This is a genomic window from Streptomyces pactum, from assembly GCF_002005225.1.
GTDB classification, from domain to species: domain Bacteria; phylum Actinomycetota; class Actinomycetes; order Streptomycetales; family Streptomycetaceae; genus Streptomyces; species Streptomyces pactum_A.
Genome location: NZ_CP019724.1, coordinates 2,543,760 through 2,563,624 on the forward strand (window position 1 = coordinate 2,543,760; position 19,865 = coordinate 2,563,624).

Consider the following 19,865-nt stretch of genomic DNA (forward strand, 5'->3'; position numbering starts at 1 on the left):
GGCGCGGGGCTGTGTCGCTGTGCGGCTCCGCCGCGGCGGCGCGCGCAGCCACCACGGTGCGACGGCCGAGGCGACCCACGGCCCCCGGGACCTCAGCCCTTGACCGCGCCCGTGAGCATCCCCTTCTTGAAGTGACGCTGGACGAACGGCGACAGCACGGCCACCGGCAGCAGGGCCATGACCATCACGGCCATCTGCACGGCGAGACCGGACAGTTCACCGGTCTTGATCGCCTGGCCGAGGCCGACCGGCGCCTCCTGCTTCTGCACCAGTTGGATCATCACGTTCTGCAGGGGCATCATGTCCTGGTCGTTCAGATACAGGGAGGCGTTGAACCAGGCGCTCCAGTACCCGACGGCGTAGAACAGCGTGATCACCGCGAGGACCGCCCGCGACAGGGGCATCACGATCCGCCACAGGATGCGGAAGTCGCCGGCGCCGTCGATGCGGGCGCTGTCGATCAGCTCCTGGGAGATGCCCATGAAGAACCCGCGCAGCACCAGGATGTTGAAGACGCTGATCGCGCTGGGCAGGATCAGCGCGAGATAGCTGTCCGTCAGTCCCAGCGACTGCACCAGCAGGTAGGTGGGGATGAGACCGGCGCTGAAGAACATGGTGGCCAGCAGGACCATCAGGACCCAGCGGTGGCCGAGGGACCCGCTGCGGGACAGTCCGTAGGCGCACAGCACCGACACCGCCATCGAGAACAGCGTGCCGACCAGGGTGACGCCGATGCTGACGGCCGCCGCGCGGGTGACCTGGCCGCCGCTGAGCAGCTCCTGGTAGGCGACGAAGGTGACGTCCGTCGGGATCATCACCAGACCGCCGGCCTCGTCGATGGCCTTGCGCGTGGACAGGCTGGTGACCACCACGATCCACAGCGGGAACAGGATGGCCAGGCAGGCGAGGAGCAGGACCAGCCCCTTGGCCGCGAGCCCGGCCGGGCCGGCCTTCTCCTCCCACACCGGCCGGGGCGGGGCCGCCCAGCGGCCGGGCGTGCGTGCGGGCTTGTCGATGACGGCGGTCACTTCTTGTACACCCCCTGCTCGCCCATGAGATGGGCCACCTTGTTCGCGATCAGGACCAGGCCGAGACTGATGACGCCCTTGACGAGCCCCGCCGCGGCCGCGAAGCCGAAGTCCTGGTTGCGCACACCGTTCCACCACACGAAGGTGTCCAGGACCTCCGCCGCTCCCGGTCCGACGGCGTCGCGTTGCAACAGGATCTGCTCGAAGCCGACGGTCAGGGCGTCACCGACGCGCAGCACCAGGAGCAGGGCGATCACCGGGCGCAGCGCGGGCAGCGTGACGTGCCACATGCGGCGCCAGCGGTTGGCGCCGTCCATCGCCGCGGCCTCGTAGAGGTCGGGGCTGACCGAGGCCAGCGCGGCGAGGAAGACGATGATCCCCCATCCCGCGTCCTTCCACACGCTCTGCGCGGTGACCAGGAACTTGAAGGTGTCCGGGTCGGTCATGACGCTGAGCCCGTCGTACCCGTGGTCGCGCAGCAGCGTGGACAGGAGCCCGGCGCCGCCGAGGAGCTGCTGGAAGACGGCGACGACCAGCACCCACGAGAAGAAGTGCGGCAGGTAGAGGATGGCCTGCGAGATGGCCCGCACCCGGGGCCGGACCACGCTGTTGATCAGGAGCGCGAGCAGGATGGGGATCGGGAAGTACAGCACCAGTTGGAGGAAGAACAGCACCAGGGTGTTCTGTACGGCGTTCCAGAAGGCCGAGTCCTCGAAGATGCGCTGGAAGTTCTCCAGCCCCACCCACGGGCTGTGCAGGATGGAGACGATCCCGTTGTCGCTGATGTAGGGGTCGTAGTTCTGGAAGGCGACGACGTTGCCGAGGATCGGTACGTAGTTGAAGAGCAGCACCAGCAGCACGGCCGGCAGCGTCATCAGCAGCAGCGCGCGGTCGCGCCGGAACCTCAGCCGCAGGCTCAGCTTTCCGGCGGGTGGTTTCTTCCCGGTGCCGGTGGCCCCGTCGGGCGCCGCGGGGGTCTTCTCCGTCGCTTCGGCCTCGGCCCTGCTCCGAGGCACCGTGCTGTGGGACACGGCCGTTCTCCTTGCCTCGGTGCCGGTCAGCTCGCCGCGGAGCCGCTGTCGTCGAGCAGCTTCTTGTACCAGTCGCGCAGTTCGTCACCGCCCTTGCTCCGCCAGTCGGAGACGGCCTGCTGCATGTCGCCGATCTTCTTGCGGCCGCGCACGATGTCGTCCTCGAGCTGCTCGAAGTCGTTGGAGAGGTTGGTGTAGCGGGTGGGTTCGGTGATCTGCATGCCGTAGAAGGCGGACTTCCTGGTGAAGGCGCCCATCCGCTGCTGCCACTCCACCTGGCCCTTGGCGACCTCGGGGAAGTCGGGGTGCGCGGTGGTCGGTGCGGGGCTGGCGACCATCACGTAGGCGTTCATCACGTCGATGTTGCCCTGCTCGGTCTTGGTGGGGACGCCGTCCTTCACGGTGTAGTGGGTGCCCTCCACGCCGTAGTTGGTGGCCATGTACTCCTTGGTGCCGTACGGCGCGGCGGTGACGTTGGCGACGGCCAGCACGTCGCGGATCACGTCCTTCGACGCCTTCTTGTTGACGAAGGCGAAGATGCCGGCGGGCTGCTCGGCCCACAGGGTCGGGTCGCCGCCGTCGTGGCCGAAGACGTCCATGCCCCAGACCTCGAACTCCGGGTTCTGCACGGCCTGTTCGGCGGTGCGGCTCCACCACTGGGAGATGTTGTTGGCGTAGATGAGGAACTCGCCCGACGCGAACTTCGGGCCCGGGTCGGTGGCCTGGCTCTTGCCCAGCTTGGCGTCCGGGTGGACGACGCCGGCGGCGAACAGCTTGCGGGTCCACTCCAGCGCCTCGAGGTACTCGTCGGTCTCGATGCGGTACACCATCTTGCCGTCGACGAGGTTCCAGCCGAGCGGCTTCTCGCTGCCGGAGAGCACGCCGAAGGCCTGGAAGGCGGTCCACTTCATGTCCAGGCAGGCCCACCGCTTCGCCTTGGCGTTGGTGATGTCCTTGGCCAGCGCCATGAACTCGTCCGCCGAGCGCGGGACCTCGTACCCCTCCTTCTCGAAGACGTCCTTGCGGTAGAGGGGCACGATGCCGGTGACGTAGGGGGCCGGCTGCGGCAGGCCGCGCAGCTTGCCGCCGAAGATGGAGCGCCGCCAGGCGTCCGTCGGGATCGCCGCGAGGTTCGGGTAGTCCTTGACCGCGTCCCCGGACAGGTAGGGGCCGAGGTCGGCGAACTTGCCCATGATGGCGCTGGGTATCCGGCCGTTCATGTTCCAGCTCGGGACGACCACCACGTCCGGGACGTCACTGGAGGCGAGGACCGCGCCGAGCTTCTGCTCGTAGGTGTTGCCGTCCTGGTTCTGCCACCGGACGTCGACGCCGATCATGTCGTTCATCGCCCGGTAGTAGGCGTTGCCGCCGCCGGGCGGTGAGCCCCAGAACGGCGACATGACGGTGACCTCGCCGCCCTTGCCGAGCTTCTCGGGCACCGAGGTCTTCAGGTCCGCGAGGTCCAGCTTGCTGGTGAATCCGATCGAGGAGCCGTTCTTGCTGGGGATGTCCGGCGCGACCACGTTGCCGGCCACGAACGCCGGCAGCAGTTCCTTGGCCTCCTTGTCCGACGTGGTGCCGTCCCGCGAGCCGCCCTCGGATCCGCCGCAGGCGGAGAGCAGCGGCATCCCTCCCGCCACCGCTGCGGTGGCGACCGCCGTGGAGGCGAGGAACTTTCTCCGGCTGGGGCCGGAGGCGGCGTTCGGCGTCATTGCGTCAACCCTTCGTGGCGCACCAGGACACCCGGCGGTGGCCGTCGGCTGCGGTGTCTCGAGTGGAACTGGCTGAGCTGAAGCGGTCGTCGGGGGAATGCCCGGTATCCGTCGCAACCTCAAGGTGCACCGGGTGCACGAGGTGCACTTCCGGGTGGAAGCCCCGTAGTCGAAGCGCTTCGATGTTGCTGCGAGGTTAGGTGAACGCCTGGGGGTGCACAAGAGTCGATTCCAGAATTCCTCCGAGGTATCAGGGAGGCGAGTGTGGCCGAACCGGCTCGTTTGACGCCCGGGTTGCGAGGAGAAGTCGGAGCCATTGCCGCCAAGTGCCTTGACACCCACCCCTGGGCCGACTGAGCATCGAAGCGCTTCGAAAGCGTCCGGCCGCTCCATCGCAAGGGGAACCCCACGTGACCGCATCCACGCCGCCCACGCCGCCGTTCCGTGATCCGCACCTGCCGTTCCCGAAGCGCGTCGACGACCTGTTGTCGCGGCTCACGCTCGACGAGAAGACCGGGATGCTGCACCAGTTCACGCCCGCCGTCGAACGGCTCGGCATCGCCGCCTTCCGCACCGGCCAGGAGGCACTGCACGGCGTGGCCTGGATGGGCCCGGCGACCGTATTCCCGCAGGCCGTGGGGCTCGGCGCCACCTGGAACGAGGACCTGGTGCGCCGGGTCGGCGAGGCGGTCTCCAAGGAGGCCCGTGCGATGCGCGCCCGCGACGACCGCGTCGGCCTCAACGTCTGGTCGCCGACCGTCAACCTGCTGCGCCACCCTCTGTGGGGCCGGGGCGAGGAGGGCTACTCCGAGGACCCGAGGCTCACCTCGGCCATCGCCACCGCCTACACCCGCGGCCTGCGCGGCGGACATCCGACGTACTGGCGCACCGCGCCCGTCCTCAAGCACTGGCTCGCGCACAACAACGAGACCGACCGGGACACGTGCTCGTCGTCCGTCCGCCCGCGCGTCCTGAACGAGTACGACCTGCGCGCCTTCCGCGAGACGGTCGAGGCGGGCGCCGTGGCGGGAGTGATGCCGGCCTACAACCTGGTCAACGGCCGCCCCAACCACCTCTCCCCGTATCTGCGGGAGCACCTGCGCACGTGGACGGAGGACGACCTGCTCGTCTGCTCGGACGCGGGCGCCCCCTCCAACCTGGTCGACTCCGAGCACTACTTCGAAACCCACGAGGAGGCGACCGCCGCCGCGCTGCGGGCCGGGGTGGACAGCTTCACCGACCACGGCACGGACTCCTCGAAGATCCTCGCCCGCGTCCGGGGCGCCCTGGAGCGGGGCCTGCTGACCGAGGCCGACGTCGACGCCGCCGTGCGCCGCCAGTTGTCGGTCCGGTTCCGGCTCGGCGAGTTCGACCCGGAGCACGACCCGTACGCCGTCACCGCGGAGACCGCCGCCGACTTCGACACGCCGGAGCACCGCGCGCTGGCCCTGGAGGCGGCCGAGCAGGCGGTCGTCCTGCTCAGGAACGACGGCGTGCTGCCACTGGCGCCCGGCACCCGTGTCGCGGTCGTCGGTCCGCTCGCCGACGAGTGCAAGCTCGACTGGTACAGCGGCACCCTCATCCACCGTTCCACTGCGCTGGAGGGCCTGTACGAGCGGTTCGGCGCCGAGCGCGTGAGCTTCGCGGAGGGCGTGGACCGGGTACGGCTGAAGACCGCCGCCGGCACGTTCCTGCACGTGCCCCCATCGGACGACTCCCCCGGCGACGCGCGCGGCACCGAGGGCGCCCTCGACCCGGCCCTGCTGGCCGGCCGCACCGACCTGCCCCCGCTGACCACCGACGCCACCGGCACCGAGCTGGCGCTCGTCGACTGGGGCGAGGGCGTCCTCACCCTGCGTGCCCCCGACGGCCGCTACCTCTCGGTCGCCGAGGACGGGTTCGTCCGCGCCTCCGCCGACCAGCCCGGCGGCTGGGTGGTACAGGAGACGTTCCGCCTGGAACCCCACGGGAGCGGGCACCTCCTCCGGCACACGGGGACGGGTGGTCACGTCTGTGTCGCCGCCGACGGCGTGAAGGTTGCCGCCCCGGACCCGACCTCGGGCGACGGTGCCCCGGAGGTCTTCGAGCTGGTCGTCGCGGAGCGCGGCGAGGAGGCGGTGTCGCGGGTGGCGGCCCGGGCGGACGTGGTCGTGGTGGTGGCGGGCAACGACCCGCACATCAACGGCCGGGAGACCGAGGACCGTACGACGCTGCGGCTGCCCGCCCACCAGGAACGGCTGCTGCGCGCGGCCCGCACGGCGAATCCGGCCACCGTGCTGGCGCTCGTGTCCGCCTACCCGTACGCCGTGGACGCGGCGGTGCTCCCGGCGGTGCTGTGGACCGCGCACGGCGGCCAGGCGGCCGGCACCGCGCTGGCCCGGGTCCTCGCCGGCGACGTCTCCCCCGCCGGGCGGCTCCCGCAGACCTGGTACGCCGACGACGCCGACCTGCCGGACCTGCTCGACTACGACGTGATCGGCGGCCGCCAGACCTACCTGTACTTCGAGGGAACGCCGCTGTTCCCCTTCGGGCACGGTCTGTCGTACGCGTCCTTCGCGTACGCGGACCTGGCGGCTCGCGTCGCGGACGGGGAGGTGTCCGTGTCCTTCACGGTCACCAACACGGGGGACGTCACCGCCGACGAGGTGGCCCAGCTCTACGCCCGCGCCGAGGATCCGTCGGTCCCCCGCCCGCGCCGCGAACTGCTGGCCCACCGCCGGCTCACCCTGGCCCCGGGCGGCACGGCGGCGGTGTCCTTCGCGCTCCCGCTGTCCGCGTTCGCGTTCTGGGACGTCGCGCACGGCCGGTGGCGGCTGGAACCGGGCCCGTACGCCCTGCTGGTGGGCGCCTCCAGCGAGGACGTGCGGCTGTCGGCCACCGTGACCCTCGACGGCGAGCCCGCCGCGCCGCGTCCCGTGCGCGAACGCGGCCTGGAGGCCGTCGACTTCGACGAGCAGAGCGGCACGGAGATCGTGGACCGGACGAAGACCGCGGGGGACGCGGTGACGCCGGTGACGGGCAGGGAGGGCGAACTGCTCTACCGCGACTGCGACTTCGGGTCCGGCGTCACCGGGGTGACCGTGGCGGTGGCGGGAGGCGGGGGCGCCGTGGAGATCGCCCTTGACGGCGGCCCGGCACTGGCGGTGCTGTCACCGGACGCGCCTACACCGGGGCCGTACGACTACGTGGAGATCGGCGCCGCGCTGGCCGCCGATGGCGTGCACGATCTCCGCATCGGGCTGCGCGGCTCACTGCGGCTCGCGCACGTCGGCTTCTCCGGCTGAGGGTCCGGAGGAAGCCGGCCTGGGGAGGGGGTCCGGCACCGGCGAGTGTCTACCGGTGCCGGGCCCCCGACTCGCCATCCGCCCGGACAGGCCCAGTTCGTAGGCGACGATCACGGCCTGGGCCCGGTCGCGCAGCTCCAGTTTGGCGAACAGCCGGTTGATGTGGGTCTTCACCGTGTGGTCGGTGATCGTCAGGCGGCCCGCGATCTCCGCGTTGGACAGGCCCCGCGCGTCGTGGACTCCGTCGTCTTCGCCGGCGGTCACCCCCACCACGTGCTCCCGCCGTTCTACGCCGCCGCCGACGTCTTCGCGATGCCCTGCCGTACCCGCAGGCGCGGCCTGGAGGTGGAGGGCCTGGGCATCGTCTACCTGGAGGCCGCCGCGTCCGGACTCCCGGTCGTGGCGGGCGACTCGGGCGGCGCCCCGGACGCCGTACGGGAGGGTGAGACGGGGCATGTCGTCGACGGCCGCTCGGTGGCGGCGACGGCGGACCGCCTGACCAGGCTCCTTCGCAACCCCGGACTCGGCCGCGAGATGGGCGAGAAGGGCAGGCACCGGGTGCGGACGGAATGGAGCTGGGACCACTCCTACGCGACGCTGCGGGACCTCCTGCGCCGACCGGCCGGGAGTGCGCCGGGCTCCTAGGAGGCGGCCGTCGGGCCGGCCGGGCGGTCCGCCGTGACCAGCCAGGACGTGCTGCGCAGCCGGACCGTGCCGTCGGCCGCCTCGTGGCCGCGCAGATGGTCGGTGAGCGCGCGGCGGGCGCGGACCTGTGCGGCCGTGTCGACCTGGCCCAGGAAGTGCCGGCCTGGCCCTGTGTTCAGCAGGAAGTCAGCCGCGTCGTCGGCTCCGTGCCCCCAGGCTCCGTCGGCTTCGACGGGGTCGACGGCCACGCAGGAGAATCCGGCCGCGGCGAGGACGGCGCGGATCCGGTCGGCGGAGGCCAGGGAGAACATGCCGGGCCGTCCCGGCGCGTCGAAGTCGCCGAGCGGCAGGATGCCGCGCAGTGCCTCCATGGCCGCCACCCAGCCGTTGCGCGAGGGCTCGGCCGGGCAGACGAACGCCAGGCGTCCACCGGGGCGCAGCGCCCGGCCGATGTTGCGGAAGGCCGCTTCGGGGTCGGAGAAGAACATGACCCCGTAGCGGCTGATCGCCGAGTCGAACGCGCCCGGCTCGAAGGAGTACGCCTGTGCGTCGCCCTGCTGGAACGTGACGTTGCCGATACCCTCCCGCGCCGCCCGGGACCGCGCCTCGGCCAGCATGGGGTCGGACAGGTCGAGGCCCAAGGCGCTGCCTCGTGGCGCCCGGCGGGCGGCGAGGCGCGTGGTCTGCCCGGAACCGCAGCCGACGTCGAGGGTCCGGTGGCCCTCGGTGAGTGCGGCGGCGTCGAGCAGCGGCTCGTTGAAGCCTTCGTTCACGGCGTTCCACCGGTCCTGGTTGCGCGCCCAGTGGGCGCCTTCGGGGCCGTTCCACGCCTGCGCCTGCTCGGTGTTGACGATCTCCGACACGAGTGCCTCCTGCGTACCAAAACGAAGAATGGGCGTTCGCCCAAACAGTATGGGCGTGCGCCCATACTGGCAATCCCCTTACGATCCGAGAGGTTGCGCCACTCGCGGCGCCGGACGCCGAAAGGAAGCGAGGCCCATGTCACCCCGTGGTGTGGCGACGCCGGACGTGCGCGAGCGACTGTTCGCGGCGGCCGAACGGATCGTGGAGAGGGACGGGCCGGGCGCGCTCACCAGCCGGTCCGTCACCACCGAGGCGGGCTGCGCCAAGGGGCTGCTGCACACGCACTTCGCGGGGCTCGACGACTTCGTGGCCGAACTCTGCCTCGACCGCTTCGCCCGGACGGCGGGGAAGGCGCGGGCCATGGCGGAGCGGGCCGGGCAGGGCACGGTGGCCGGCAACCTCGGCGCCGTCGCCCTCTCGCTCCTCGACCGCGGTGGCCCGGCGCTGTCGGGTCTGGCCATGACACGTCCGGCCGCGGCGTCGCGCGTCCGCGAGGTGATGAGGGACGGCGGCCCCGGCTTCGGCGCCATCCAGGAGGCGATAGCCGGCTATCTGGAGGCCGAGCGAGACCTCGGACGGCTGCCGGACACCGTCGACCCGCACACCGTGGCCCTCGCCGTCGTCGGCACCGCCCACCACCTGCTGATGACCGGTTGGCCGGGCTCCCCCGACCCGCGTCCGGCCATGCACCGGCTGGTGGGCGCGCTGGTGGGCGGCTGAGCGGTTTTCGCCCATCACCCGCCGGGCTGTCCCGGCGCCACCCAGGCCGGCGTTCACGGGGAGACCGACGGCCCGAGCCCCCGCACAGTGGGCTCGGGCCGTCGGCCTTCTACGGTGTGACTCCGGTCAGAGCGCGAGGCCCGTCAGAACCAGCACCCGCTCGTAGGTGTAGTCGTCCATCGCGAACCTCACGCCCTCGCGGCCCACACCGGACTGCTTGGCGCCGCCGTACGGCATCTGGTCGGCGCGGTAGGAGGGGACGTCGCCGATGACGACGCCGCCGACCTCCAGGGCGCGGTGGGCGCGGAAGGCGGTCTGCAGGTCGTGGGTGAACACGCCTGCCTGAAGGCCGTACTTGGAGTCGTTGACCGCGGCGAACGCCTCGCTCTCGCCGTTCACCTTCTGCACGCTGAGGACGGGGCCGAAGACCTCCTCGCAGGCGAGGGTGGTGCCGGCCGGGAGGTCGGTGAGGACGGTCGGCGCGTACGAGGCGCCGTCGCGCTTGCCGCCGGTGTGCAGCGTGGCGCCCGCCGCCACGGCCTCCTGCACCCAGGCCTCGACACGCTCGGCGGCGGCCTCGCTGACCAGCGGGCCGACGTCCGTCGCGTCGTCGTTCGGGTCGCCGGTGACCTGGGCCTCGACGGCGGCGACGATGCGCGGCAGCAGGCGGTCGTACACGGCGGCGTCGGCGATCACCCGCTGCACCGAGATGCAGGACTGGCCGCCCTGGTAGTTGGAGAAGGTCGCGATGCGGTTCGCGGCCCACGCCAGGTCCTCGTCGCTCGCCCAGTCGCCGAGGACGACGGCCGCGCCGTTGCCGCCCAGCTCCAGGGTGCAGTGCTTGCGCGGCACCGAGTCCATGATCGCGTAGCCGACCGTCTCGGAGCCGGTGAAGGAGATGACCGGCAGCCGCTCGTCCTGGACGAGGGCGGGCATGCGGTCGTTGGGCACCGGGAGGATGCTCCAGGAACCGGCGGGCAGCTCGGTCTCGGCGAGCAGCTCGCCGAGGATCAGGCCGGAGAGCGGGGTGGCGGGCGCCGGCTTGAGGATGATCGGCGCGCCGGCGGCGATCGCGGGGGCGATCTTGTGGGCGCACAGGTTCAGCGGGAAGTTGAACGGCGCGATGCCGAGGACGACGCCCTTGGGGAAGCGGCGGGTGAGGGCGAGGCGGCCCTGGCCGCCCGCGTCGGTGTCGAGGCGCTGGGCCTCACCGCCGTTGAAGCGGCGGGCCTCCTCGGCCGCGAAGCGGAAGACGGACACCGCGCGGCCGACTTCACCGCGGGCCCACTTGACCGGCTTGCCGTTCTCGGCGGAGATCAGACGGGCGATCTCCTCGGTGCGCTCCCCCAGGCGCCGGCTGACGTGGTCCAGGGCGGCGGCGCGGACGTGCGCGGGGGTGGCGGCGAACTCGTCCCGTACGGCGTACGCGGCGGCCACGGCCTCCTCGACCTGGGCGTCGGTCGGCAGGCTCACCGTGCCGACCCGGCTGCCGTCCCAGGGGGACGTGACGTCGAAGGCGGCCTCGCCGGTGGCCTGGCGGCCGGCGAGCCAGAAGGCGTGGGTGGAAGTCATGTCGAGTCCCGGCCCTTCCGCGTTGGGGGTGTGTACGGGCGTTGCGGGGTCCACGGTAGGGCGGGGCGGGGCGGGGGGCGTTTGTCCGGGACGTAGTGGTGGGGGGTGGGGGGTTCGACGTTGTGGCCAGGTTGGCGGGCAGGCGGGCAGGCGGGCAGGCGGGCAGGCGGGCAGGCGGGCAGGCGGGCAGGCGGGCAGGCGGGCAGGAGAGATGGTGCGGTGGTGCGGTGGTGCGGTGGTTCGTCCCCTTCCGCCCCCGGGGGCCGCGCCCCGGCGCCCGCCCCCGCTATTCGGCCGACGTCGTCTTCAGCGCCAGCCACAGCTCCATCCGTACGTCCGGATCGTCCAGGGAGCGGCCCAGGATCTCCTCCACCCGCCGCATCCGGTAGCGCAGCGTGTGCCGGTGGACGCCGAGTTCGGCCGCCGCCGCGTCCCACTGGCCGTGGCGGGAGAGCCAGGCGCGCAGGGAGGCCACCAGGTCGCCCCGGCCGGTGGCGTCGTGGTCGCGCAGCGCGCGCAGCAGGCCGTCGGCGAAGGCGCGTACCGCGTCGTCGGCGAGGAGGGGAAGGACCGAGCCGGCCGCCAGGTGCTCGTGCTCCACGCAGGCACGCCCGCGCCGGCGGGCCACCGACAGGGCCTGTTCGGCCTGCCTGTAGGCGGCGGAAGCGGCGATGGGCCCGGACGGCGCCGACAGGCCGACGACCAGGCCCTCCTCGTCGCCGCCCGTCGTCGGCTCCGGTGCCGGGCGGCCGGACTCCAGCGCCGAGGCGTACTCGACGCAGGCGGCGACCGCCGCGCCCCCGTCCGTGGCCAGCACCACCAGCCGCTCGCCCTCGGGGACGACCAGCACCGCCTCACCGGCGCGGGCCGCCGCGGACTCGACGACCTCGGCGAGCGCGCCGAGCGGGTCGCCGTCGGTGTCGGCGGCGGCCAGCGCGGCGGCGGAGGGCCTGGTCCTGGCCGCGGCCACGCGCGCCTGGGGGCCGGCGTGCGCCCGCGCGGCGGACGCCGACGCCGACTCGGCGACGATCACCCGGAACGGCGCGTCCAGCAGGTCGCCGTACAGGTCCCCGGCGACCGTGCGGGCGTGGTCCGGTTCGCCGGCCAGCAGCATGCGCAGGACGGCCGCGTCCATGCGCAGCCCCGCCTCGTGCAGGGAGCGCGAACGTTCCGTGGTGAGCGTCAGCAGGGCGATGGCGGAGTGGACGGCATAGCGCTCGGCGGTACCGAGGGCGGAGGCCGTGCCGACGGCGAGCGCGGAGCGGGGCCTGCGGGAGGTGCCGAGGGAGTGCAGTTCGACGCGGTCGGCGTTCTCGGGGTGTTCCGGGTGCTCGGCGCCGCCGACCACGGAGGAGGCCGGTGCGGGCCGCTCCCGCAGCCGCTCCACGTCCGCCGTGAGCCGCGCGGCCCTGCGGACCGCCCACTCCGGTGCGCTGGCGACGACGGCGCCCGAGGCGTCGTACAGCGCCGCCCAGCCGTCGACCTGCGCGGCCAGCGCCGCGAGCAGCCCCTCCGGGCCGTCGGTCAGCGCCCGCCTGGTCAGCTCGCGCTGGGCGGCGAACCCCGCGGTGATCGCGCGGTACTGGTCGGCGGCGATAGCGGCGGACACGGCCTTGCTGATGGCCAGGAAGGGCGTGCGGCGCGGTACCTCCAGCAGCGGCAGCCCCTCCTGCCGCGCCGCCTCGACCAGCGCCTCGGGGACGGCGTCGTAGTTGACCCCGACGGCGAACCCGAGCCCCACCACCCCGGCGCCCGCCAGCCGCTTCACGTACCGGTGCATCGCCTCGGGGTCCGCGGCGTCCAGCTTGAGCGCCGTGATCAGCAGCAGCTCCCCGCCCTCCATGTACGGCACGGGGTCGGCGAGCTCGCTGACGTGCGCCCAGCGCACCGGCACGTCGAGGCGGTCCTCGCCCGCGCGCACGGTCAGTTTGAGCGCGGAGTGGTGGACGAGGGAGGCGAGCGTGGGGGGCATGGGGGCCTGGGCCTTCGGGTCTGCGTCAGTGGCTGCGGTGTCCGTGGCGTCCCTGGTGTGAGCCACCTGTGATCTTTTGGCCGCCGCGTATGAACGACCTGTGTCGATTCTGCCTCACCGTACGGTCCCCGGGCGCCCGCCCCGGACCGGTCACCCGCGCAGGTCCACCAGGAGTGGCGGCGCGTGCTCCCCCTTGACCGTGGTCAGCGACAGCACGGCGTGTCCCGCGGGCACGGCGTGCGCCAGCTCGGACGCCGACCAGCGCTCGCGCTCGACCTGCCGGACGGTCACCGCCCGCGCGGTGGGCGCCTTCCCGGTGATCACCCGGCGCAGCATGTGCACGGCCTTGCCCGCCGGGGTCTCGGCGATGATCTGCCGGTCGGTGACGTCCCGGGCCTCGGTCCACTCCTTGCCCCACACCTCGGCGAAGTCCTGACCGTCCCAGGGGGTGAGCCCGGACAGCGCCATCCGGCATCCGATGGACCCGAGCAGCGGCCCGCGCAACGGGCGCGGCACGTCGTCCAGGGTGCGCAGGGTCAGTACGACCCCGGCGCCCGCGGAGCGCAGGCGCTGCACGCCCCGTACCGCCTCCGGCGTGACCACGCCGCTCGCGTCGTCCAGCACCAGGCACGCGAACAGCGACCGGTCCTCCCGCACCGAGACGCTCGCCGTGAACTGGGCGAGGATCAGCCGGGCCAGCATCCGCGAGGCCTCGGCGTGGCCGCGCTCGGGCAGGTCGATGCGGACCCGCACCGGGTGGTCGAGGGCCTGGAGCGAGAATGGCCGGGACTGCCCCGAGGTGTCGAAGAAGGTGGCGAAGGCGGGCCGGTCCAGCAGCGCCACCCGGTCGGCCAGTACGCCGCCCACGTCACCGGGGTGGCCCATCTGCCGCTCCCGCGCGTCCAGCTCGCGCAGCAGCGAGTCCTGCCCGGCCGCCCGCAGTCCCGCCCGCAGTTCGGCCAGCGGTCCGGGCGTCCCGTCGAGCAGTTGCCGCAGCTCCGGTACGCCGGGGAAGCGTCCGTGCACCGCGCGGAAGGGGCCGAGGAGCTGGGCGAGGACGGTGGTGGAGCGACGGGTGTCGCTGCCCGGGTGCGGTTCCGCGAGGTCTCCCGCCAGGGCCTCGGCGAGCACGACCGCGGCCTCGTCCGGGTCGGTGGTGCCGCCGTAGAGGTCGAGGTCGTACACGGAGTCCGGGTTGCCGATGCGTACGACGACGTCGTAGGCGTCGGCCGGGCCGAGGTCCGCGCCCGCGGCGCCGACCACGACGACCGCGGCCCGGCCGGCGAGCGCGTGCAGGCACAGCGACTCGGTGAGCGGCCGTACGACGCTGCCGGTCTTCCCGGAGCCCGCCGGGCCGACGGCGAGCAGGGAGGTGCCGAGCAGGTCGGGGCCGAGGGCGAGGCCGGTGCCCCGGTAGGCGTAGGGGTTGCGGGCGTCGTCGGCGGCCGTGCCGATCCGCACCTGTCCGGTGACGAGGTCGTGCCGGGCCTGCCGGACGGGCAGGTCACGGGCGCCGGAGGGGTGCGGGCAGGCCCCGGCGCCGTGGCTGAGCACCGCGCCGGTGAAGGTGGCGAGGCTGTGCCGGCCGCTGCGCACGCCCTGCCAGGCGCGGGTGAGGCGGGCGTGGTCGACGTCCCGCATGAGCCCCGAGCGCGCGTCGGCGGCGAGCCGCTCGGCGGCGTCGTGGGCGCCGGCGGCGCGCAACGCGGGCCAGGCTGCGGGGTCCTCCTCGGGGGCGGGCGCGGGGCCGCCGCCCGGAGCGGTGCGACGCCAGGCGGGCGGACCGTAGCGGCGCCAGATCTCGCCCCAGCGGCCGAGTCTGCCGACGCCGACCATGATGGCGCCGGCGATCAGGACGTAGTAGGCGTAGACGACCACCACCGAGGCGAAGCTGTGCGGCTCGGCCCAGGAGTCCGGGATCATCGCGAAGAGGGGCAGCAGCCACCAGCTACCCAGGTACCCGTTCCACAGCAGTGACCAGATCAGCCAGCCGACGAGGAAGGCGATCACCGCCCCGCTCAGCAGTTGCCGTCCGGGCACCCGCTCGGGCTCCTCCTCCGGCCGCGGCCGGTGTCCGAACCGCCACACGCCGGGCAGCGCCTGAGGGCGCGGGGTGCGCAGCCAGGACAGGAACGCGGAACCGTCGGGCAGCGGCGGCACGCCCGGCGCCGCCGGTGGTCCGGGCGCCCGCACCGGTCGCGGCGGCACCGCGGGCACCTCGGGAGGTCCCGCCGGACGCGGTACAGGATTCGCATGCGTACCCCGCGCGTCCCGGTTCCCGTCGCCGTCCATCGCCCTTGCCCCCTGACCAGCCGCTCCGTCCACCATCAGCGAGCCAATCTAACGCCCTCCCAAGGGGAGTTCACCGCTTACGCGGCCGGGCCCGCATCGACGTGTCCATATGTCGCCGCGTCCGCCACATGTCCATCGCGGACAACCGGCATCGCGGACAACGCCCACATGGAGCATGCCAGCCCCCCTCTCCCGGTCCTAGCCTGCGAGAAAAGAAGGCAAGCGTCCGTAAGATCCGCAAGACCCCAGGAGCCCCCATGACCGCACTTCCGCAGGAGCGCCGCGTCGTCACCGCCATCCCCGGCCCGAAGTCGCAGGAGCTGCAGGCCCGCCGCACGGCCGTGGTCGCGCAGGGTGTGGGCTCCGTCCTGCCCGTCTTCACCGCGCGCGCGGGCGGCGGCATCATCGAGGACGTCGACGGCAACCGTCTGATCGACTTCGGTTCCGGCATCGCGGTGACCTCCGTCGGCGCCTCCGCCGAGGCCGTCGTGCGCAAGGCCTCCGCGCAGCTCGCCGACTTCACCCACACCTGTTTCATGGTGACGCCCTACGAGGGCTACGTCGCCGTCGCCGAGGCGCTGGCCGAGCTGACGCCGGGCGACCACGCCAAGAAGTCCGCCCTGTTCAACAGTGGCGCCGAGGCGGTCGAGAACGCAGTCAAGATCGCGCGTGCGTACACCAAGCGGCAGGCCGTGGTCGTGTTCGACCACGGGTACCACGGCCGGACCAACCTGACGATGGCGCTGACCGCGAAGAACATGCCGTACAAGCACGGCTTCGGTCCGTTCGCGCCCGAGGTGTACCGCGTGCCGGTCGCCTACGGCTACCGCTGGCCGACGGGTGCCCAGAACGCCGGTCCGGAGGCCGCCGCCCAGGCGATCGACCAGATCACCAAGCAGGTCGGCGCGGAGAACGTGGCCGCGATCATCATCGAGCCGGTGCTCGGCGAGGGCGGCTTCATCGAGCCGGCCAAGGGCTTCCTGCCCGCCATCAGCGGGTTCGCCAAGGACAACGGCATCGTCTTCGTCGCCGACGAGATCCAGTCCGGCTTCTGCCGCACCGGCCAGTGGTTCGCCTGTGAGGACGAGGGCATCGTCCCGGACCTGATCACCACGGCGAAGGGCATCGCGGGCGGTCTGCCGCTCGCCGCCGTCACCGGCCGCGCGGAGATCATGGACGCCGCCCACTCGGGCGGCCTGGGCGGCACCTACGGCGGCAACCCGGTGGCCTGCGCGGGCGCGCTCGGCGCCATCGAGACGATGAGGGAGCTGGACCTCAACGCCAGGGCGAAGAACATCGAGGCGGTCATGAAGTCCCGTCTGGCCGCCATGGCCGAGAAGTTCGACGTCATCGGCGACGTCCGGGGCCGTGGCGCGATGATCGCGATCGAGCTGGTCAAGGACCGCGACACCAAGGAGCCGGACCCGCAGGCGACCGCCGCGCTCGCCAAGGCCTGCCACCAGGAGGGCCTGCTGGTCCTGACCTGCGGCACCTACGGCAACGTGCTGCGCTTCCTGCCGCCGCTGGTGATCGGCGAGGACCTGCTGAACGAGGGTCTGGACATCATCGAGCAGGGCTTCGCCCGCATCTGAACGAGCACCCGTGGACGCCGCGGGGCGCACCCGTGCGGGCCGCCGGACGAGCACCTGCGCGAGCGCCCGAACGCGCATCTGAGCTGCGTTTCGCACGCCTGACGGGGCGAACCGCAGAGCGTGTGAAGAACGTGTGCGAGGTGGATGGCAGGACGCCGATGGCCCTGTCCTCGGCCCACCCCCTGTCGTAGGTTCTACGCAGATGAGAGATACACCCGCCCACAGGGGACTGTGGGCGGTATCTCAGGCCGGGGCCTCCCCAGCTTCGACCTGGTCGTGCCTCGCGCACACAACCGGAACCCGAGGGTTCCGGGTCTCCTCACCGATCGGACGGTCGCCCGCCCCAAACCCCCCGGGGCGCGCGGCGTTCCGGTCAGGACGGCCGCCTCGGCACCCGGGACGGCGGTTCACCGAAGGGCCGGCACACTCCCCCCCCCTTGCGCCGGCCCTTCGGTGTTGCGCGCCGACGGGCCTGCGAAGCTGGGCGCCATGCCCGCCTCCCCGCCTCGCGCCCTCGCCGCCCTCGTCGGGCTGCCGGCCCTCCTCTTCGCGCTGATCACCTGGCAGGTCGTCGCCGACGGCCCGCTGATCGGGCTGGACGAGCGGCTGAGCGGGGCGCTCGTCCACCCCGACCGGCTCTCCGAGCTGCTGGCAGACCTCGGCAACGTGCAGGTGGCCGTGCCCGTCCTCGCCGTCGCGCTGGCGTACGTCGCCTGGCGCGGGCGGGCCGGAGGTACGGACCGCTGGTGGCTGCCGCCCCTCGCGGGCGCCCTGGCCATGGCCCTGGTGCCGGCGCTGGTCGCCCCGCTGAAGGAATGGACCGACCGCCCCGGCACCCCGGCCGTGCCTCCGGCCGTCGGCTACTTCCCCTCCGGCCACACCGCCACCGCGGTCGTCGCGTACGGCGCGGCGACCCTGCTGCTCCTCCCGCTGCCGCGTTCACCGGCCGTCCGCCGCGTGCTCGTCGCGCTGTGCGCGGTCCTCGTCCTCGGTGCCTCCTACGGGCTGGTGCGGCGCGGCTACCACTGGCCGCTGGACGTGGTGGCCAGTTGGTGCCTGGGGGCGGTGCTGCTGACCGGGGTCGCGCTGACCGTCTCCCGGAGCTCCTGGCCGGTCGGCCGAAGTACGCGTCGGAGTCCTTCCGAAGCTCCCGGTTCCCGTACCGGTCCCAGTTGACCGACCCCGTCGTCAGGCCGCGCAGGGCGGGCCAGGTGCCGAGCTTCTTCCGGCGGGATCAGCCAGCGGACCGCGCCTCCCGGGTGCGGCACCACGATCCAGGTGCCGAGCCCGGCCGTCCGGACGCCGGTGCCCAGCCGGCGGGCCGCCGTACCGGCCGGCACGAAGAAGCCCATGCGCGCGTCGCCGAAGTCGACGAGCACCGGGCCGGGTTGGTCCAGGACGCGGGACAGCACGTCGAGGGCCGGACAGCCGAGCCCGCTGGCAGGATGAGCACGTCCCAGGCCTTGCCCGCGGGCAGCAGCGCCACCCCCAGGGGGTTGCGCTGCCGCTCCTTCCGACAGGACTCGGGATCCGGTGCGACGGATGCCAGCCAAACGACCGCCGACTTCGCACCAGGCATGTGAAGACCTCCCTCTCACTCGTGGACGCGGGGTGCGTCACGAAGGAGAGGGAGGTCTCCCGGCAGGCATTACGCGGGTCGGGGCGCCTCGTTGGAGTGACCCGGGTCACACGCCCGCGCACGGCAGGCGGCTAACTGTCGAAGCCGAGCCCCAGCTTGTCCATCGTCCGCAGCCACAGGTTGCGCCGGCCGCCGTGCGCGTCCGCTCGGGCCAGCGACCACTTGGTGAGCGCGATGCCGGTCCAGGCGAAGGGCTCGGGCGGGAACGGCAGGGGCTTCCTGCGGACCATCTCCAGTCCGGTGCGCTCGGTGCGCTCCCCCGACAGCAGGTCGAGCATCACCTCGGCACCGAACCGGGTGGCGCCCACGCCCAGGCCGGTGTACCCGGCCGCGTAGGCGACCCTGCCCTGGTGGGCGGTGCCGAAGAACGCCGAGAAACGGGAGCAGGTGTCGATCGCGCCGCCCCAGGCGTGCGTGAAGCGGACGCCCTCCAACTGCGGGAAGCAGGTGAAGAAGTGCCCGGCGAGCTTGGCGTAGGTCTCGGGGCGGTCGTCGTACTCGGCGCGCACCCGGCCGCCGTACGGGTAGACGGCGTCGTAACCGCCCCACAGGATCCGGTTGTCGGCGGAGAGCCGGAAGTAGTGGAACTGGTTGGCGCTGTCCCCGAGGCCCTGCCGGTTCTGCCAGCCGATCGACGCGAGCCGGCCGTCGGTGAGCGGCTCGGTCATCAGGGCGTAGTCGTAGACCGGGACGGTGTACGGGCGCACCCGTTTGACCAGGTTCGGGAAGACGTTGGTGCCGAGCGCGACCGTGCGGGCGCGGACACCCCCGTAGGGGGTGCGTACGGCCATGCCGGCGCCGTACGGCCTGAGGGTGAGCGCCGGGGTGTTCTCGTGAACGCGGACGCCCAGGTCGAGGCAGGCGCGCTTGAGGCCCCAGGCGAGCTTGGCGGGGTTGACCATGGCCACGCCCCGGCGGTCGTGCAGGCCCGCGCGGAAGGTCGGGGAGTCGACCTGTTCCCGTACGGCCTCGGCGTCCAGGTACTCGACGCCGTCGGCGAGGCCCTTGGCGCGGATACGCTCGTACCACTCCCTGAGTTCCCTGGCCTGGTACTCCTCGGTCGCCACGTCGATCTCGCCGGTGCGCTCGAATTCGCAGTCGAGGGAATGGCGGGCGACCGCCGCCTCGATCTCGTCGAGGTTGCGGGCGCCCAGTTCCTCCAGCTTGTGGATCTCCTCCGGCCAGCGGGCGAGGCCGTTGGAGAGGCCGTGGGTGAGGGAGGCGGCGCAGAAGCCGCCGTTGCGGCCGGAGGCGGCCCAGCCCACCTCGCGGCCCTCCAGCAGCACCACGTCCCGGCCCGGGTCGCGTTCCTTGGCGATCAGCGCGGTCCACAGTCCGCTGTAGCCGCCGCCGACGACCAGCAGATCGCAGGTCTCGGGGCCGGTGAGGGCGGGCTGCGGGCGGGGGCGGCCGGGGTCGTCCAGCCAGTACGGGACCGGCTGGGCGTCGGAAAGGGATTTCGTCCAGTCGTTGCTGCGGCTCATGGCGCTCGGGGCCATGATTTCAACTCCCTA

Annotated in this window: 12 protein-coding genes and 3 pseudogenes; 5 read left to right on the plus strand and 10 right to left on the minus strand. The window is 72.9% G+C overall.

Going from position 1 to position 19,865, the window contains the following annotated elements; all coding sequences use genetic code 11:
- Positions 1–92: 92 nt before the first annotated feature.
- From B1H29_RS10280 to B1H29_RS10290, 3 genes are read right to left on the minus strand one after another with little or no spacing between them, the layout of a single operon-like run.
- Positions 93–1,028: a carbohydrate ABC transporter permease gene (locus tag B1H29_RS10280; RefSeq protein WP_055421692.1), complete on the minus strand. Its 936-nt coding sequence runs from the start codon at positions 1,026–1,028 to the stop codon at positions 93–95.
- Positions 1,025–2,059 carry an ABC transporter permease gene (locus B1H29_RS10285; RefSeq protein WP_055421693.1) on the minus strand — a complete coding sequence of 345 codons (1,035 nt, stop codon included), beginning with the start codon at positions 2,057–2,059 and terminating at the stop codon, positions 1,025–1,027. The genes B1H29_RS10280 and B1H29_RS10285 overlap by 4 nt, the downstream gene beginning before the upstream one ends.
- Before the next feature lie 26 nt (positions 2,060–2,085).
- Entirely contained in the window at positions 2,086–3,771 is a 1,686-nt protein-coding gene (locus B1H29_RS10290) for an extracellular solute-binding protein (protein ID WP_055421694.1), read from the minus strand.
- A gap of 410 nt (positions 3,772–4,181) precedes the next feature.
- Between B1H29_RS10290 and B1H29_RS10300 the strand changes: the two genes are divergently transcribed.
- Positions 4,182–7,055, plus strand: coding sequence for a glycoside hydrolase family 3 C-terminal domain-containing protein (locus B1H29_RS10300; protein WP_055421695.1), 2,874 nt, complete (start codon positions 4,182–4,184; stop codon positions 7,053–7,055).
- Here the strand turns inward: B1H29_RS10300 and B1H29_RS37235 are convergent.
- Positions 7,020–7,295: pseudogene (locus B1H29_RS37235) on the minus strand (response regulator transcription factor); the annotation flags it as partial. The gene B1H29_RS10300 and the pseudogene B1H29_RS37235 overlap by 36 nt on opposite strands.
- Here B1H29_RS37235 and B1H29_RS10305 point away from each other — a divergent pair.
- Positions 7,233–7,700, plus strand: a pseudogene (locus tag B1H29_RS10305) (glycosyltransferase family 4 protein); the annotation flags it as partial. The pseudogenes B1H29_RS37235 and B1H29_RS10305 sit on opposite strands and share 63 nt — an antisense overlap.
- Here the strand turns inward: B1H29_RS10305 and B1H29_RS10310 are convergent.
- Positions 7,697–8,563: a class I SAM-dependent methyltransferase gene (locus tag B1H29_RS10310; RefSeq protein ID WP_055421697.1), complete on the minus strand. Its 867-nt coding sequence runs from the start codon at positions 8,561–8,563 to the stop codon at positions 7,697–7,699. The pseudogene B1H29_RS10305 and the gene B1H29_RS10310 overlap by 4 nt on opposite strands.
- A gap of 136 nt (positions 8,564–8,699) precedes the next feature.
- Here B1H29_RS10310 and B1H29_RS10315 point away from each other — a divergent pair, with 136 nt between their 5' ends.
- On the plus strand, positions 8,700–9,284 hold the full coding sequence (locus B1H29_RS10315) for a TetR/AcrR family transcriptional regulator (protein ID WP_055421698.1): 585 nt from the start codon (positions 8,700–8,702) through the stop codon (positions 9,282–9,284).
- 126 nt (positions 9,285–9,410) lie between these two features.
- Here B1H29_RS10315 and B1H29_RS10320 read toward each other — a convergent pair whose 3' ends face one another.
- The 3 genes from B1H29_RS10320 to B1H29_RS10330 form a co-directional block, all read right to left on the minus strand.
- Positions 9,411–10,856 carry an aldehyde dehydrogenase family protein gene (locus B1H29_RS10320; protein WP_055421934.1) on the minus strand — a complete coding sequence of 482 codons (1,446 nt, stop codon included), beginning with the start codon at positions 10,854–10,856 and terminating at the stop codon, positions 9,411–9,413.
- A 286-nt stretch (positions 10,857–11,142) separates the two neighbouring features.
- Positions 11,143–12,828, minus strand: a complete 1,686-nt coding sequence (locus tag B1H29_RS10325; protein ID WP_055421699.1) for a PucR family transcriptional regulator — start codon at positions 12,826–12,828, stop codon at positions 11,143–11,145.
- 150 nt (positions 12,829–12,978) lie between these two features.
- Positions 12,979–15,120 carry a hypothetical protein gene (locus B1H29_RS10330; protein ID WP_055421700.1) on the minus strand — a complete coding sequence of 714 codons (2,142 nt, stop codon included), beginning with the start codon at positions 15,118–15,120 and terminating at the stop codon, positions 12,979–12,981.
- Between the two features lie 257 nt (positions 15,121–15,377).
- Here B1H29_RS10330 and gabT point away from each other — a divergent pair, with 257 nt between their 5' ends.
- Positions 15,378–16,712 carry a 4-aminobutyrate--2-oxoglutarate transaminase gene (gene gabT / locus B1H29_RS10335; protein ID WP_055421701.1) on the plus strand — a complete coding sequence of 445 codons (1,335 nt, stop codon included), beginning with the start codon at positions 15,378–15,380 and terminating at the stop codon, positions 16,710–16,712.
- A gap of 489 nt (positions 16,713–17,201) precedes the next feature.
- Positions 17,202–17,888 carry a phosphatase PAP2 family protein gene (locus tag B1H29_RS10340; protein WP_055421702.1) on the plus strand — a complete coding sequence of 229 codons (687 nt, stop codon included), beginning with the start codon at positions 17,202–17,204 and terminating at the stop codon, positions 17,886–17,888.
- A gap of 20 nt (positions 17,889–17,908) precedes the next feature.
- On the opposite strand, the pseudogene B1H29_RS39275 reads toward B1H29_RS10340, so the two are convergent.
- Both B1H29_RS39275 and B1H29_RS10350 read right to left on the minus strand, forming a co-directional pair.
- Positions 17,909–18,291: pseudogene (locus B1H29_RS39275) on the minus strand (hypothetical protein); the annotation flags it as partial.
- Between the two features lie 131 nt (positions 18,292–18,422).
- Positions 18,423–19,850, minus strand: a complete 1,428-nt coding sequence (locus B1H29_RS10350) for an NAD(P)/FAD-dependent oxidoreductase (RefSeq protein WP_055421704.1) — start codon at positions 19,848–19,850, stop codon at positions 18,423–18,425.
- Positions 19,851–19,865: the final 15 nt, after the last annotated feature.

Bases quoted from the DNA above. Each gene is read 5' to 3' on its own strand.
- B1H29_RS10340 (WP_055421702.1), top strand. From the start codon at position 17,202: ATGCCCGCCTCCCCGCCTCGCGCCCTCGCCGCCCTCGTCGGGCTGCCG.
- B1H29_RS10320 (WP_055421934.1), bottom strand. From the start codon at position 10,856: ATGACTTCCACCCACGCCTTCTGGCTCGCCGGCCGCCAGGCCACCGGC.
- B1H29_RS10330 (WP_055421700.1), bottom strand. From the start codon at position 15,120: ATGGACGGCGACGGGAACCGGGACGCGCGGGGTACGCATGCGAATCCT.
- B1H29_RS10290 (WP_055421694.1), bottom strand. From the start codon at position 3,771: ATGACGCCGAACGCCGCCTCCGGCCCCAGCCGGAGAAAGTTCCTCGCC.
- gabT (WP_055421701.1), top strand. From the start codon at position 15,378: ATGACCGCACTTCCGCAGGAGCGCCGCGTCGTCACCGCCATCCCCGGC.
- B1H29_RS10325 (WP_055421699.1), bottom strand. From the start codon at position 12,828: ATGCCCCCCACGCTCGCCTCCCTCGTCCACCACTCCGCGCTCAAACTG.
- B1H29_RS10315 (WP_055421698.1), top strand. From the start codon at position 8,700: ATGTCACCCCGTGGTGTGGCGACGCCGGACGTGCGCGAGCGACTGTTC.
- B1H29_RS10350 (WP_055421704.1), bottom strand. From the start codon at position 19,850: ATGGCCCCGAGCGCCATGAGCCGCAGCAACGACTGGACGAAATCCCTT.